Source organism: Nonomuraea sp. NPDC026600, from assembly GCF_040638335.1.
Taxonomy (GTDB): domain Bacteria; phylum Actinomycetota; class Actinomycetes; order Streptosporangiales; family Streptosporangiaceae; genus Nonomuraea.
Genome location: NZ_JBEZYD010000035.1, coordinates 17573 through 31039 on the forward strand (window position 1 = coordinate 17573; position 13467 = coordinate 31039).

Annotated in this window: 15 protein-coding genes; 5 read left to right on the top strand and 10 right to left on the bottom strand. The window is 69.2% G+C overall.

Features of this window, described 5'->3' with window-relative positions; genetic code table 11:
- Positions 1–57: 57 nt before the first annotated feature.
- Positions 58–1056, top strand: a complete 999-nt coding sequence (locus AB0F17_RS49685) for an ROK family protein (protein WP_358038757.1) — start codon at positions 58–60, stop codon at positions 1054–1056.
- Positions 1057–1082: 26 nt separating this feature from the next.
- Here the strand turns inward: AB0F17_RS49685 and AB0F17_RS49690 are convergent, their stop codons facing one another.
- The 3 genes from AB0F17_RS49690 to purN form a co-directional block, all read right to left on the bottom strand.
- The gene (locus AB0F17_RS49690) at positions 1083–1265 is read right to left on the bottom strand and encodes a hypothetical protein (RefSeq protein ID WP_358038760.1); all 183 of its coding nucleotides are present in this window, start codon (positions 1263–1265) and stop codon (positions 1083–1085) included.
- A gap of 107 nt (positions 1266–1372) precedes the next feature.
- The gene (gene purH / locus AB0F17_RS49695) at positions 1373–2914 is read right to left on the bottom strand and encodes a bifunctional phosphoribosylaminoimidazolecarboxamide formyltransferase/IMP cyclohydrolase (RefSeq protein ID WP_358038763.1); all 1542 of its coding nucleotides are present in this window, start codon (positions 2912–2914) and stop codon (positions 1373–1375) included.
- The gene (gene purN / locus AB0F17_RS49700) at positions 2911–3540 is read right to left on the bottom strand and encodes a phosphoribosylglycinamide formyltransferase (protein ID WP_358038766.1); all 630 of its coding nucleotides are present in this window, start codon (positions 3538–3540) and stop codon (positions 2911–2913) included. Before purN ends, purH begins: the two co-directional genes overlap by 4 nt.
- A 73-nt stretch (positions 3541–3613) precedes the next feature.
- Between purN and AB0F17_RS49705 the strand changes: the two genes are divergently transcribed.
- Positions 3614–4033, top strand: a complete 420-nt coding sequence (locus tag AB0F17_RS49705; RefSeq protein ID WP_358038769.1) for a hypothetical protein — start codon at positions 3614–3616, stop codon at positions 4031–4033.
- A gap of 34 nt (positions 4034–4067) precedes the next feature.
- On the opposite strand, the gene AB0F17_RS49710 is transcribed toward AB0F17_RS49705, so the two are convergent.
- The 3 genes from AB0F17_RS49710 to sucC all read right to left on the bottom strand — a co-directional run bounded on the left by AB0F17_RS49710 (position 4068) and on the right by sucC (position 8071).
- On the bottom strand, positions 4068–5672 hold the full coding sequence (locus AB0F17_RS49710; protein WP_358038772.1) for a DUF6350 family protein: 1605 nt from the start codon (positions 5670–5672) through the stop codon (positions 4068–4070).
- A 338-nt stretch (positions 5673–6010) separates the two neighbouring features.
- Entirely contained in the window at positions 6011–6886 is an 876-nt protein-coding gene (gene sucD, locus AB0F17_RS49715) for a succinate--CoA ligase subunit alpha (RefSeq protein WP_358038775.1), read from the bottom strand.
- A 3-nt stretch (positions 6887–6889) separates the two neighbouring features.
- Positions 6890–8071: an ADP-forming succinate--CoA ligase subunit beta gene (sucC, locus tag AB0F17_RS49720; RefSeq protein ID WP_358038778.1), complete on the bottom strand. Its 1182-nt coding sequence runs from the start codon at positions 8069–8071 to the stop codon at positions 6890–6892.
- A gap of 221 nt (positions 8072–8292) precedes the next feature.
- On the opposite strand from sucC, the gene AB0F17_RS49725 reads away from it, so the two are divergent.
- Positions 8293–9195, top strand: a complete 903-nt coding sequence (locus tag AB0F17_RS49725; protein ID WP_358038781.1) for a hypothetical protein — start codon at positions 8293–8295, stop codon at positions 9193–9195.
- A 158-nt stretch (positions 9196–9353) separates the two neighbouring features.
- Positions 9354–10241, top strand: a complete 888-nt coding sequence (locus AB0F17_RS49730; protein ID WP_358038784.1) for a hypothetical protein — start codon at positions 9354–9356, stop codon at positions 10239–10241.
- Between the two features lie 38 nt (positions 10242–10279).
- Here the strand turns inward: AB0F17_RS49730 and AB0F17_RS49735 are convergent, their stop codons facing one another.
- The 4 genes from AB0F17_RS49735 to galE all read right to left on the bottom strand — a co-directional run bounded on the left by AB0F17_RS49735 (position 10280) and on the right by galE (position 12415).
- On the bottom strand, positions 10280–10642 hold the full coding sequence (locus AB0F17_RS49735; protein ID WP_358038787.1) for a VOC family protein: 363 nt from the start codon (positions 10640–10642) through the stop codon (positions 10280–10282).
- Positions 10639–10908, bottom strand: coding sequence for a zinc ribbon domain-containing protein (locus AB0F17_RS49740; protein ID WP_358038790.1), 270 nt, complete (start codon positions 10906–10908; stop codon positions 10639–10641). The genes AB0F17_RS49735 and AB0F17_RS49740 overlap by 4 nt, the downstream gene beginning before the upstream one ends.
- Positions 10898–11338, bottom strand: coding sequence for a MarR family transcriptional regulator (locus AB0F17_RS49745; RefSeq protein ID WP_358038793.1), 441 nt, complete (start codon positions 11336–11338; stop codon positions 10898–10900). The genes AB0F17_RS49740 and AB0F17_RS49745 overlap by 11 nt, the downstream gene beginning before the upstream one ends.
- Before the next feature lie 90 nt (positions 11339–11428).
- Complete coding sequence (gene galE / locus AB0F17_RS49750; RefSeq protein ID WP_358038796.1) at positions 11429–12415, bottom strand: UDP-glucose 4-epimerase GalE; 987 nt, start codon at positions 12413–12415, stop codon at positions 11429–11431.
- A 145-nt stretch (positions 12416–12560) separates the two neighbouring features.
- Between galE and AB0F17_RS49755 the strand changes: the two genes are divergently transcribed.
- Positions 12561–13334 (top strand): hypothetical protein, encoded by a 774-nt coding sequence (locus AB0F17_RS49755; protein WP_358038799.1) that lies wholly within the window; start codon positions 12561–12563, stop codon positions 13332–13334.
- The last annotated feature ends 133 nt before the right edge of the window (positions 13335–13467 follow it).

The window sequence follows — 13467 nt, forward strand, 5'->3', positions numbered from 1 at the left end:
GGAGGAGTGGCACTTCCTCCCGGCCCTGAAGGACCGGGTCTCCGCGCCAACACTCAGATGACTTGCGTACTTGCCATTGATATCGGGGGAACCAAGCTCGCCGCCGCGCTGGTGGACGAGGCGGGTTCCATGCTGCGTTCCGCCACCCGGCCCACGCCGCGGGCGGAGGTCATGGTCGCTCTGGCGGCCCTGATCGAGGAGGTGACCGGGGGCGGGCCCGCGCCCGAGGCGGTCGGGATCGGTTGTGCCGGGCCGCTGGACCTGGCCGCCGGGACCGTCAGCCCGGTGAACATGCCCAGTTGGCGCGGCTTCCCGCTGCGTGACGAGGTCCGCAAGCTGACCGGGCTGCCGACCATGCTCGCGGGTGACGCGCAGTGCATGGCGCTCGGGGAGCACTGGCTGGGGGCGGGGCGCGGGAGTTCGGCGCTGCTCGGGATCGTGGTGTCCACCGGGATCGGTGGCGGGCTGGTGATCGACGGCGTCCCGCTGCTCGGCCCCAACGGAAATGGCGGACATGTCGGTCACATGTCCATCGACCCGTACGGCGAACGCTGCGAGTGCGGCGGGCGCGGCTGCGTCGAGCGCTACTCCAGCGGCCCGAACCTGGCCCGCTGGGCCCTGGCCAACGGCTGGACCCCGGGCGCGCACGGTCCGGCCGACACGCGGGACGGTTCGGCCGACGCGCGGGACGGTTCGGCCGACGCGCGGGCGCTGGCGGCTGATGCGCGGGTGCCAGCGGCTGATGCGCGGGCGCTGGCGCGGGACGCGGCGGCCGGGGATCCTGTGGCGGTGGCGGCGTTCGAACGCGGTGCCAGGGCGCTCGCCGGCATGATCGCCTCCACCGCGGCCGCGGTCGAACTCACCAAGGTGGTCATCGGCGGCGGTGTCTCAGCGGCGGGGCCGGTGCTGTTCGACCCGCTGGCGCGGGCACTGGACGATGTCGCCGGGCTGGCGTTCGTCAGGGCGGTGGAGGTGGAGCCGACCACCCTGGGCGTACGAGCCGGACTCGCCGGAGCCGCCAAGCTGGCCTGGGACCATTCCCGGTCAGCCGTCTGAGCCGCGCGAACCGGCGGACGAGCGGGCTACTCGCGCTCGGCCGCCTGCGCCTCGCGGCGCTCGATGATGCGACGGGTGAACGGGATGACCTCCACGACGCGTACGCCCAGGTAGGCACCGATGAAGGCGAGCACGACCAGCACGACCGGGCTGGTGGCGATCCCGTTCATGGTCACGAAGGCATACAGAGCTGAGTCGAGCAGCGCCATAAGGGGAACTCCCGAGGAAAGACCGGCAAGGCCCACAGGGTAACCGGACATTACCTATGCTTGTGTGCAAAAGGGCGGCTTTACGCCGCCCTTTTACCCTTGACGAATCAGTGGAAGAAGTGGCGCGTCCCAGTGAAATAGAGCGCCACGCCCGCCTCCTCCGCCGCCTCGATGACGAGCTGGTCGCGTACGGACCCGCCGGGCTCCACGACGGCCTTGACGCCCGCCTCGATCAGCACCTCCAGCCCGTCGGGGAAGGGGAAGAACGCGTCCGACGCCGCCACCGACCCCGCGGCCCGCTCACCGGCACGAGCCACCGCCAGCCGGCACGAGTCGACCCGGTTGACCTGCCCCATCCCGACGCCCACGGTCGCCCCGCCGGAGGCCAGCAGGATGGCGTTGGACTTGACCGAGCGGGCGGCCCGCCACGCGAACGCCAGGTCGGCCAGCATCGCGTCCGAGACCGGCTCGCCCGCCTTGAGCTGCCAGCTCTCCGGCGCGTCTCCGGGCGCGTTGACACGGTCGGTCTGCTGGACGAGCAGCCCGCCGTCGATCCGGCGGAACTCGGCGGCGTTCGCCGGGCCCGAGGGGCAGATCAACAGGCGGACGTTCTTCTTCTGCGTGAGCACGGCCAGCGCCTCGGGATCGTACGACGGCGCGACGACGACCTCGGTGAACACCTCGGCGATCTGCCCGGCCAGCTCGGCCGTGACGGCCCCGTTGACCGCGATGACGCCCCCGTACGCCGAGACCGGGTCACACGCGTGCGCCTTGCGGTGCGCGTCGGCGACGTCGGAGCCGACGGCGATGCCGCACGGGTTCTGGTGCTTGATGATCGCGACACAGGGGTCGGCGAAGTCCCAGGCCGCCCGCCAGGCGGCGTCGGCGTCGAGGTAGTTGTTGTACGACATCTCCTTGCCGTGCACCTGCTCGGCGTTGGCCAGGCCGTCGAGGCCGCCGCTGTAGAGGGCGGCGGACTGGTGCGGGTTCTCCCCATAGCGCAGGGTCGACTTGCGCTTCCAGGTGACGCCCATGAACGACGGCCAGTCGTCGTCGACCCGGTAGGCGTTGGCGAACCAGGACGCCACGGCCACGTCGTAGGAGGCCGTCTGGGCGTAGGCGATGCCCGCCAGCCGCTTCCGTTCGGTCAGCGTGAAGCCGCCCTCGGCGAGCGCGCCCAGCACGTCGCCGTAGAAACGCGGGTCGACCACGACGGCGCAGGTGCTGTGGTTCTTGGCGGCGCCGCGGATCATCGCGGGCCCGCCGATGTCGATCTGCTCGACGCACTCCTCGTCGGACGCGCCGGAGGCCACCGTCTGCTCGAACGGGTAGAGGTTGACCACCACCAGCTGGAACGGGTCGATCTCCAGCTCCTCGAGCTGGGCCACGTGGTGCGGCTTGGTCAGGTCGGCCAGCAGCCCGGCGTGCACGCGCGGATGCAGCGTCTTGACCCGGCCGTCGAGGCACTCGGGGAAGCCGGTCAACTGCTCGACCTTGGTGACGGGGATGCCGTAGGAGGCGATGGCGGCGGCGGTGCCGCCCGTTGACACGATCTCCACCCCCGCGCCGTCGAGCGCCCTGGCCAGCTCTTCCAGCCCGGACTTGTCGTACACCGCGATCAGCGCGCGCCGGATGGCGATGCGAGTCACTTCGATTCCCCTTCTGGTTGGTTACCGATGCGGACGGTCCGTCCGCTGACCGTCCAGCCCTCGCGGACCATCCGGCCGACGATCTCGACGAGCAGGCGGCGCTCGACGGTCTTGATGCGTTCGTGCAGAACCGCCTCGTCGTCGCCCGGCAGCACGGTCACGGCCTCCTGGGCGACGATCGGCCCGCTGTCGACGCCGGAGTCGGCCAGCATGACCGTGCAGCCCGTCACCTTGACGCCATAGGCGAGCGCGTCGCGCACCCCGTGCGCGCCCGGGAACGCGGGCAGCAGCGCGGGATGGGTGTTGAGCAGCGGGAACGTGTCGAGCGTCGGGGCGCCGAGGATCTTCATGAAGCCCGCGGACACCACCAGATCAGGCTCGTACGAGGCGATGCGGCCCGCGATCGCCACATCCCATTCCGTACGCTTCTCGTAATCACCCAGTTTTTCGACGAAAGTAGGGACGTCGGCCCGCGACGCCCGAGCCAATCCCTCGATACCGTCTCTGTCCGCGCCGACGGCCACCACACGGGCGCCGTAAGCCGGGTCGGCGGAAGCGTCCAGCAGGGCCTGTAGGTTTGTTCCAGAGCCGGAGACGAGGACGACGAGCCGCCCAGCCTTTGACACGCGCACTCCAATGGGAAACAGGGTGGGGCTGCAAGCGTATCCGCTCTTCGTCCGGCGACGCAGAGGAGGTCAGGTGTCGACACCGGTGCAGGCACCGGCGGGTCAGCAGCCCGCGGATTCCGCGGGCCGCCGCGCGATCTGGTTGGCCATCGCAGCGCTGGCCATGACGTTCATGCTGCCGCTGGCGGGGCTGGTCATGGCGGTGTTCGCGCTGATGGCGGGCATTCGCGCGCTCCCGCAGCTCAAGAGCGCGGGCAAGCCACCGGGCATGGCCGTGGGCGGCATCGCCGTCTCCTCGATCGCGCTCGCGCTGTCGGCCATGGCCACGGGGATGCAGCTTTACCTGATGGACGAATACTCCACTTACCAGGAATGCATGAAGGGCGCGGGCACCGTCTCGTCGCAGGGCGAGTGCTTCGCCCAGTTCAGGGACGCGGCCCAGAAGAAGCTCCCGCCCGACGTGCTCGAACTCCTGGGTGCGGTGCAGCCCTAGTCGCGGTCCGATCTCCTGGGCGCGCGGGGCAGCCCTAGTCGCGGTCCCAGGCGTACGGGTCGACGTAGATGACGTGGCCGCCCCGGTCGTCGGACTCGTCGACGATGTCCTTACGCGGCGGCCGGTCCCGATCGCTCAGCGTGGGCAGGGCCTGTGCCAGCGTCTCCGCCGCGGCCGAGGCGTGCTCGTCCTGCCAGTCGTCACGGATGACCGGGATGGCCTGGGTGTCGGCCTCGGTGGCGTCCATCCAGTGACCGGGCAGCGGCCGGGCGTCGGCCTCGGCCAGGCCGACCTTGCTCGCCGCCCTGGCGATCGCGGCGCCCGCCTTCCGTACCGGGACGGCGGCCTTGTCGAGCGGGGCACGGGCCTTCCGGTTCAGCAGCAGCAGGTTGGCCACCCCGGCGGAGATGCCGGCGGCGACGCCCACCTCCAGGCCCACCGACAGCGCCACCTCCCAGGGCGACGGCCCGACCGTGGCCAGCCGCCCGCCGCCGATGGGGCCGCCGGACAGCGCGGCGAGCAGCGCGGCGACCAGTCCGGTGGTGATCCCGGTGAAGAACCCCCACAAAGGCGCGGCCTCGTACGAGGGCGACGGCGCCATCCTGGCCACCACGATGCCCGCCACGGTCCCGGCGGCGAAGGGCAGCGCGATCACCGCCATCGTCCAGCCCGGCACGGGACCGCTCTCGGGCAGCGCGCCGAGCAGCGGCAGGCTCGGCACCGTGCCCAGTTGCACGCCCGTGGGCGCGACCAGGGTGCCGGCGCCGACGGCGAACCCGGGCCCGGCGATGTAGGAGGCGGCCCAGATGACGGTGTTGAGCAGGTAGAGGGCCTGGACCAGCAGGAGCAGCAGGCCGCCGACGAAGCCGGGCGAGAGCACGTTCGACAGCTCGCGCACCTGCCCGAAGTTCATGATCAGAGCTGTCAGCACGAGGGCGAGCCCGGCGACGAGCAGCACCGAGATGGCGACGGCCGTGCCGACGGTCAGCGCGCGCACCCGCTCGGGCAGCAGGCGCAGCATCGCCCGCCACGGGCCGATCGTGCGCGCGGTGGCCAGCGCTCCGGCCAGGAACGCCAGCGCGAAGTGGCTGATCAGCGCCTCGCCGATGAACGGCTGCGTGACCTCGTTGCGGGCGACGAGCGCGATGAGCCCGGCCAGCAGGGCGTAGGGGGCGGCCAGCGAGACCCCGGCCTGGGCGACCAGCACGAGCTGGGCCCGGCGGCGCGCGTTGGCCTGCTCGCGCGGGCTGTTCTTGGGCAGCCGCGCGGGCAGGCGCAGCCGCAGGTCGGCGTCGCGGGCCATCCATCGCCCGGCACGGTAGAGCAGCACGGCGGGCAGGATCGTCAGGCCGAGCGGCAGCAGCCCCACCTTGCCGCCGGGGATCGCGAACCCGGCGTGGTGCGCGGCCAGCCAGACCTGCGCCGCCGTACGGAACACCCCCGGCAGCCCCGCGCCCAGCGCGCCGCGCGGCGCGGCGATCCAGCCGACCAGGGTCAGCGTGGTGAGGACGGCCAGGCCGACGCCGAGCGTGATGGCGGCGGCGAGCATCCCGGACACGGGAAGCGGCCGGCGCGCCTCGTCGTCATCACTCGAGACGCCGGGCAGCCGGCCAAGGACCGATTCGAGTAGCGCCGTCACAAGTAGTTATTTTCTCAAGGTTTCCCAACGCGCGCTTGGTTGACGCGCCGCGCACCCTCTGCCAAATTCGGGGCTTTTGCTTTTTTACGGCAGGCCCCGGCGGGGTTTTGCTGTTTTACGGCCGGCCCGGCAGGCCCCACCCACCGACCATGGCCGGGCGCTGTCCAGGGATACGCTCCTCCGGTGATGCGGGGCCGGGCACCGCTACGAGACGGTGAGACCACCCGCGTGGTCATTCGTCGGCCGTGACGCGGATCGGACGGGCGCGGACCGGGCGGGCGCGGACAGCAAAACGCCCCGCCACGAACGGGCGGGGCGATGATGCTGGAGCCGGAAAGTCAGCGTGCCTGCATGATCTCGCGCATGAGGCGCGCGGTCTCGGACGGGGTCTTGCCGACGCGGACGCCCACCTTTTCGAGGGCCTCCTTCTTCGCCTGAGCGGTGCCGGCGGAGCCCGAGACAATGGCACCGGCGTGGCCCATCGTCTTGCCCTCCGGGGCGGTGAAGCCCGCGACGTAAGCCACCACCGGCTTGGTCACGTGCTGCTCGATGTAGGCGGCGGCCCGCTCCTCGGCGTCGCCGCCGATCTCACCGATCATCACGATCGCGTCGGTGGCCGGGTCCTCCTGGAACGCCTGGAGCGCGTCGATGTGCGTCGTGCCGATGACCGGGTCACCGCCGATGCCCACCGCGGTCGAGAAGCCGAAGTCGCGCAGCTCGTACATGAGCTGGTACGTCAGCGTGCCCGACTTGGACACCAGGCCGATGCGGCCGGCCGTGGTGATGTCGGCGGGGATGATGCCGGCGTTGGAGGCGCCGGGCGAGGCGATGCCGGGGCAGTTCGGGCCGATGATGCGGGTCTTGTTGCCCTTGGCGATCGCGTACGCCCAGAATTCGGTCGAGTCGTGGATCGGCACGCCCTCGGTGATCACCACGCAGAGCGGGATCTCCGCGTCGATGGCCTCCTTGACGGCGTCCTTGGTGAAGGCCGGGGGCACGAAGGCGACCGACACGTCGGCGCCCGTCTGCTCCATGGCCTCCTTCACCGTGCCGAACACCGGCAGGCCCTCGTGCGTCGTGCCCGCCTTGCGGGCGTTGACGCCACCCACCACGCGGGCGCCGGAGGCCAGCATGCGGCGGGTGTGCTTGGTGCCCTCACCGCCGGTCATGCCCTGAACGATGATCTTGCTGTTCTCGGTCAGCCAGATAGCCATGTGTTACGCACCTACCGCAGCGAGCTCGGCGACCCGCTTGGCCGCGTCGTCCATCGTGTCGACCAGCTCGACCCGCGGGAGTGCGGCGTCGGCCAGGATCTGCCGCCCGAGCAGGGCGTTGTTGCCGTCAAGCCGGACCACCAGCGGGTGGGTCACCGCTTCGCCACGGCTCTCCAGCAGCTTGAAGGCCGAGATGATGCCGTTGGCCACCGCGTCACAGGAGGTGATGCCGCCGAAGACGTTCACGAAGATCGACTTCACGCTCGGGTCGGAGAGGATGATCTCCAGGCCCGCGGCCATGACCTCGGCCGAGGCACCGCCGCCGATGTCGAGGAAGTTGGCGGGCGACGGCTTGCCGGGCAGCCCCTCGCCGGCGTAGGCGACCACGTCGAGCGTCGACATGACCAGGCCCGCGCCGTTGCCGATGATGCCCACGTCGCCGTCGAGCTTGACGTAGTTGAGGTCCTTCTCCTTGGCCTTGGCCTCAAGAGGGTCCTCGGCGGCCTTGTCGGCGTACGCCTCGTGCTCCGGCTGGCGGAAGACGGCGTTGTCGTCGAGCGTGACCTTGCCGTCGAGCGCCTTCACCTGGCCGTCCGCCGACAGGATCATCGGGTTGACCTCGACCAGCGTGGCGTCCTCGTCGACGAAGGCGCACCAGAGCTTCTCGATGAGCTCGGCGGCGCCGTCGAGCGCGACCTCGGGCAGCCCGCCCGCGAGCGCGATCTCACGCGCCTTGGCGCGGTCGATGCCGTCCAGCGCGGAGACCGGTATCTTGGCCACCTTTTCGGGCGCGGAGTGCGCGACCTCTTCGATGTCCATGCCACCGGCGGCGGAGCAGATCGCGAGGAATGTACGGTTCGCGCGGTCGAGCAGGAAGGAGAAGTAGTACTCCTCCGCGATCGCGCTGGCCTCCTCCACGAGCACCTTGTGGACCGTGTGGCCCTTGATGTCCATGCCCAGAATGGCCTTGGCCTTCTCAACGGCGTCGGCGGCGTCATCGGCCACCTTCACGCCACCGGCCTTGCCACGGCCACCGGTCTTCACCTGGGCCTTGACGACGACGCGGCCGGTCAGCTGCTCCGCTGCCGCCCTCGCCTCCTCCACGGTGTGGGCGACGATGCCGCGTGGCACCGGAATGCCGTAGTCAGCGAAGAGCTCCTTCGCCTGATGTTCGAACAGGTCCACGAGGGTCCGTCCTTGCTTATCCGACTGATGTTCGACGCTTGTCCGACTGAATGTTCGACGGCCCGGGCCACCCCGTGCGTGCGTGCCGGGCGTTTCCGCCAGTGAAGCCTAGCCCCAAGCTTGACCTGCCCAGGTCATCGGGTCTCGGATATCCCGTTATGTGACAGTGATCTCACTTCAGCACGATATTTCGGGACATCTGAAGAAGGGCACCCACATCTATGAGGCGATGGATCGCCGGCGCGGTGGCAGTTTCCGCGCTGGCCGTGGCCGGCCCCGCGTTCGCGCAGGCCAAACCGGCGGACCCGGTGGCGGCACTGAAGAAGCAGTTCGTCGCGGGGCAGGGAGTCAAGCTCACCGAGCACACCAGCATCACGGTCGGCCGTGAGTCCTATACCCGAGCCGACAGGCAGGGCGTGATCGGCTTCGACGCCAAGGGCATCGCGGGCGCCGAGAACACCCGCACCCCGATCCTCACCGAGAAAGAGCGGGCGCGGCTGGAGAAGATGGCCGCGAAGGACGCCTCCATCTCCGACTCCGTCGATCTGCTCACCGAGCGGATCTACCTGGTCAGCGCCGGCAAGCGCCTGTACGTCAACGGCGGTCTTTACGGCACGCTCATGCCCGAGAACAAGACCTGGATCGGCATGAACGGCAGCCCGTCGTCAGCCGCTTACGGCGACCAGCTCATCAACGTCTTCGAACCGGCGACGCTGAAATATCTGCTGGCGAAGACCAAAACGGTGCGCGGCGCCCAGTATCGCGGTTCGGTCACTTTCGCCGAGCTGTACAAGGTGTCGCCGACGTTCCGCGAGCAGATCGCTACGAAGCCGACCGGCAAGCCGGCCAAAACCGTCATCTCCTGGCGGCTCACACTCGACGCGCAGAAACTGGTCAAGCGACTGGCCATCTCGTGGTCTATGCGGGTCACCAAGAAGGTCACCCTCAGCGCCTCGACCGAAAGCCGATACACCGAGTGGGGCACCGCGGTGAACGTGACCGCGCCTCCCGCCGACCAGGTCGTGGACTTCAAGGACCTGATGAAGAAGGCTCCCGAGCCGCCGGCCGCCATCGACCGGAACTACGTCAGCGTTCCGCCCGATGACGAGGGCAACACCGAATAGTCAGAGATTTCCACAGAAGGGCCCGGACCGCGTCCGGGCCCTTCTGCACGAAAAATCCACATATTTTCCCCTCTGCGGACAATCGTCTGAGATATCGTTGTGATCTTTGTTTGGCAAGATCCTCCCGCTTCCGTAAATCAAGAGACGAGGGCATTGATATGAAGCGCATCATCGCGGGGCTGGCTTTAGCGTCAGCCGCCACGCTCATCACGGCCGGACCGGCACAGGCGGCACCGGCTGCCGCCAAGGACCCGGTGGCCGCGGTGAAGAAGCAGTTCGTCGCCGGTAAGGGTGTGAAGTTCAGCGAGCGCTCCACCGCCATCCAGGGCGGCAGGCGCGACATCATCACCCGCCGGACGGGGTCCTACCAGTTCAGCAACTCGGGCGTCGCCGCATCGGACATCGTCGGCAAGTTCAACGTCAAGGCTCTGGGCCCCGCGCCCGCCGAAGACGACGAGGACGCCAAGGCCTTCAAGGCCCTGTCCACGCCGGAGCGGACGATCACGGTCGGCAAGACGTCGTACATGTCCGGCGGCTTCTGGTCGCAGGTGCTGCCCGAGGGCAAGACCTGGCTCAAGGTGCCGAACGCGCCGTTCTCCGGTCTGACCGGGGTCTACGGCCAGCCGCTCAACCTCACCGAGGCGGCCACGATCAAGACCCTGATCAAGGGCGCCAAGGCGGCCAAGGGCGGCTACGCGGGCAAGATCACCGTGGGTGAACTGCGCAGGATCTCCCCGTCCTTCCGCGGCAACCTCCTGCTCGGCACGCCCAGCAAGAAGACGGCGAAGGTCGCCATCTCCTGGAAGCTCACCGTCGACGCCAATGGCCTGCCTTCCCGGCTGGTCTCGACGTTCTCGCTGGCCGCGCTGGGGGTAGGCGCGCCTGAGAGCGCGGGCCTCAGCGTCGAGACCCTTTACAGCGGCTGGGGCAGCGCGGTGAAGATCACGGCACCGCCGGCCGACCAGGTCACGGACACGCCCAAGACCGGCACGGACGACGACACGATTCCTTCGCTGGAGCTCCCGCTCAGCCGGATCGTGAAGTAACCGAGCATCCGCTCAGCTTGATCGTGAGGCAGTGGGGCTCACGCCTCTCCCGTCGTCAGGCGGGAGAGGCGGGGTTGCTTGGCGTAGTCGGTCAGCCCGATGACGTTCCCCCACGGGTCGGCGATCTCGACCGTCCACCCGGTGAACACCTCGAACGCCTCCCCGCCGACCTCCTTCGCCACCGCGCGGGCGTCGGGCACCTCAAGCCACACCCGCATCGAGCCCGGCCGCCCCTCCCGCACCCGTACGAGCAGCCCGGGAGTCTCGGCGCCGATGGCGAACAGCGCCAGCTCCTCCGTCGAGAACTTCTCCCGCAGCCCCAGCACGCCGCCGTAGAACTCCTTGGCCCGCGCCAGGTCGCCCACGCCGACCAGGATGTTGTCCACCCCGAGGATGTTCACGGGACGAGCCTCGGGTGGCCGCGCCAGGCGGGCATCGTCCGCATGTAGGCCCTGGTGGCCTCCTCCGCCTCGGCCCTGGGCCGGCCGGTGCGCTGCGTCTGCCACTGGACCATGCGCTCGAACCGTTCGTCGAAGTCCTGCAGCGCGCCGTCGGGCTTGCTGCACAACCGGCACCACGTGCTCTCCGGATGTCCGGGCGCGTGATCCTCGGCCGAGTTCATCGGCATCCCACAGCTTTCGCAGCTCACGTTCTCGTCAGCGGACATCGTTGCCCTCCTCCCGAAGCAGCGCGCGGAGCCCGGTGATGAGCCCCTCGCGTTCCTCCGGCGTCATGTCGTGTACGGCCCGCGCCAGCAGATCGTCCGCCAGCACGCGCGGCGAGGCCGTGGCGGCAGCCGCCCGCCCCTCGTCCGTGACCCCGACGAACACCCGCCGCCGATCACGCTCGTCCCTGATCCTGGCCACGAGCCCGCGTTCCTCGACCCGGTCGACCAGCTCGGTGGTGGCCGCCTTGGACAGTTGCAGGTGCTCGGTCAGCTCACCGAGCGTCAACGGCCCGGCGGCCATGAGGTGACCGAGCACGGCATGCATCCGCGCGGTCAGCCCGGCCGCGATGGGCCGCTTGGACGCCTTGAACCGCCGGTAGACGGCCGGGTAGAGCCGCGCGACCTCACGTGCCGCCTCCGCCTCGTCCATCGTTCCTTTCGCATACGAACAGTTCGTGTACGAATCGTACCGCCGAACGACCTCTTGGTCCAGACTCGCCGGACCGAACAGGCAGGCAGGTCATCCGGCGAGGCGCGAGTCCCGAAGGGCAGCCCATTCGAGCGAGTGCCTGATCCCGTCCTCGATCGAGTAGCGCGGCCGCCACCCCAGCAGCCGGTCCGCGAGATCGCTGCGCGTGTAGGCGCCCGCCACGTCGCCGGGCCGCCGCTCGGTCTCCACCACCTCGACCGGCCGGGCCACCACCCGGTTGAACGCGTCGACCAGCTCCCGGACGGTCGTCCCCGACCCGGTGCCCAGGTTGATGACCGCTTCGGCGTCGGACAGCGCGTCGAACCGCTGCAGAGCGGCCACGTGCGCCGCCGCCAGATCCCAGACGTGTACGTAGTCGCGAATCCCGGACCCGTCCCGCGTCGAGTAGTCGGTGCCGGTGATCCCGAACGGCACACCTTCCTCGTGCGCGCCGATCAGCTTGCCCAGCGCATGGCTGGGCCGCCGCAACTGCAGCCCGGTGCGCATCGCCGGATCCGCCCCGATCGGATTGAAGTAACGCAGGGAGAGCACTCTGATCGGCCGCGTCGCCGCGATATCGGCGAACATCGCCTCGCACACCGCCTTGGTCCGCGCGTACGGGCTCTGCGGGTCGAGGGCCGACCTCTCGTCGACCGTATGATCGTCCCCGGTCCGGTAAATCGACGCCGACGAGCTGAAAATCATCCGCCCGCACCCGTTGCGCAGCAGGTGATCCACGAACTCCAGGCTCTTGGTGACATTAGCCCGGTAGTAGCCGACCGGATCGGCCACCGAATCCGGCACCACGATCAGCGCCGCGCAATGAATGACCGCCTCGATGCCCGGCTGCTCGGCGAATATCTTGTCGACCAGCGCCCCGTCGGCGATATCGCCCTCGTAGAAAGTCCGGCCCTCGGCGAACTCCCGCCGCCCCGTGACCAGGTTGTCGAGAATCACCGGCGTGATCCCCGCGTCCAGGCACGCCGACGCGATCGTGCTCCCGATGAACCCCGCCCCACCCGAAATCAGTACCCGCATCCCGGCACCCTATTGGGTCCCCCGCCAAGCCCGGCGTCATCCGCGAAGTCCGGTGCCGGAGTCCCCCTGGGCAAGACGGACCAGTGGCTTTCTCGGGCAAGTAATGAGGTGCAGTTGTGATCATTTGTCGGCAGGATTGCCCCTCATGAAACTCATGATCACCGCACTTACGGCCGCCGTCGCCGTACTCATCTCATCCGCTCCCGCCCAGGCGGCCGCCAAGAACCCTGTCGCGGCACTGAAAGCCCAGCTCGTGGCCGGGCACGGGGTTCGTTTCACGGACACCAGCGCGTTCGTCGGCAGCATCAACAAGGACCCGCTGGTCGTGCGGACCGGCAAGATCCGGTTCGGCAAGAAGGGGCTCACCGGCTGGGACATCACCGGCAAGTTCTCCAGCCCGCTGTACGACGGGCACAACACCACGCCCGAGCGGACGATCGCGATCGGTGACGTCGCATGGGTGACGGGCGGCGACCTGAGCGAGGACCTGCCGAAGGGCAAGACCTGGCTCAAGACGTACAGCAAAATGAACCTCACCACCATGAGCAGCTGGTTCGGCCAGGTGGTGAGCCCGGCCGAGCCGGCGACGCTCGCGGCCCTGGTGAAGAACGGCAAGCTCAGCGGGTCCACCTACCGCGGCCAGATCACCTTCAGCCAGCTCTTCAAGATCTCCCCCTGGTTCAGCAGCTCGATCCCGATGCGCAGCGACACCGAGGCCACCGTCACGTACACCCTCAAGGTCGACGGCAAGGGGCTCCCGAGCCGATTGACCACCACGTGGCAGGCCACGGACTTCCTGGACATCTCCTGGTGGGAAGGGAAGGCGGTCACCACCGACACCCGCTACACCGGCTGGGGCACCAAGGTCTCGATCAAGTCCCCGCCCGCGAACCAGGTCACCACTGAGCTCAAGGACTGAGCCGGGGGTACGCCCCAAACCCGCAGCTCAGGAGGTGTTATGTGATCGTTACAGCCGAGCGTCCACGTACGACCTCTTTTGGTTGTCTCACTTATGAGACGCCTCATGAGTAGCACATAGTCCTGGAGTAACC

What these genes read in the sequence shown, in the direction of transcription:
- AB0F17_RS49685 (WP_358038757.1), top strand. Translation starts at nt 58, where the DNA reads ATGACTTGCGTACTTGCCATTGATATCGGGGGAACCAAGCTCGCCGCC.
- AB0F17_RS49690 (WP_358038760.1), bottom strand. Translation starts at nt 1,265, where the DNA reads ATGGCGCTGCTCGACTCAGCTCTGTATGCCTTCGTGACCATGAACGGG.
- sucD (WP_358038775.1), bottom strand. Translation starts at nt 6,886, where the DNA reads ATGGCTATCTGGCTGACCGAGAACAGCAAGATCATCGTTCAGGGCATG.
- AB0F17_RS49725 (WP_358038781.1), top strand. Translation starts at nt 8,293, where the DNA reads ATGAGGCGATGGATCGCCGGCGCGGTGGCAGTTTCCGCGCTGGCCGTG.
- AB0F17_RS49730 (WP_358038784.1), top strand. Translation starts at nt 9,354, where the DNA reads ATGAAGCGCATCATCGCGGGGCTGGCTTTAGCGTCAGCCGCCACGCTC.
- AB0F17_RS49740 (WP_358038790.1), bottom strand. Translation starts at nt 10,908, where the DNA reads ATGTCCGCTGACGAGAACGTGAGCTGCGAAAGCTGTGGGATGCCGATG.
- AB0F17_RS49745 (WP_358038793.1), bottom strand. Translation starts at nt 11,338, where the DNA reads ATGGACGAGGCGGAGGCGGCACGTGAGGTCGCGCGGCTCTACCCGGCC.
- galE (WP_358038796.1), bottom strand. Translation starts at nt 12,415, where the DNA reads ATGCGGGTACTGATTTCGGGTGGGGCGGGGTTCATCGGGAGCACGATC.
- AB0F17_RS49755 (WP_358038799.1), top strand. Translation starts at nt 12,561, where the DNA reads ATGAAACTCATGATCACCGCACTTACGGCCGCCGTCGCCGTACTCATC.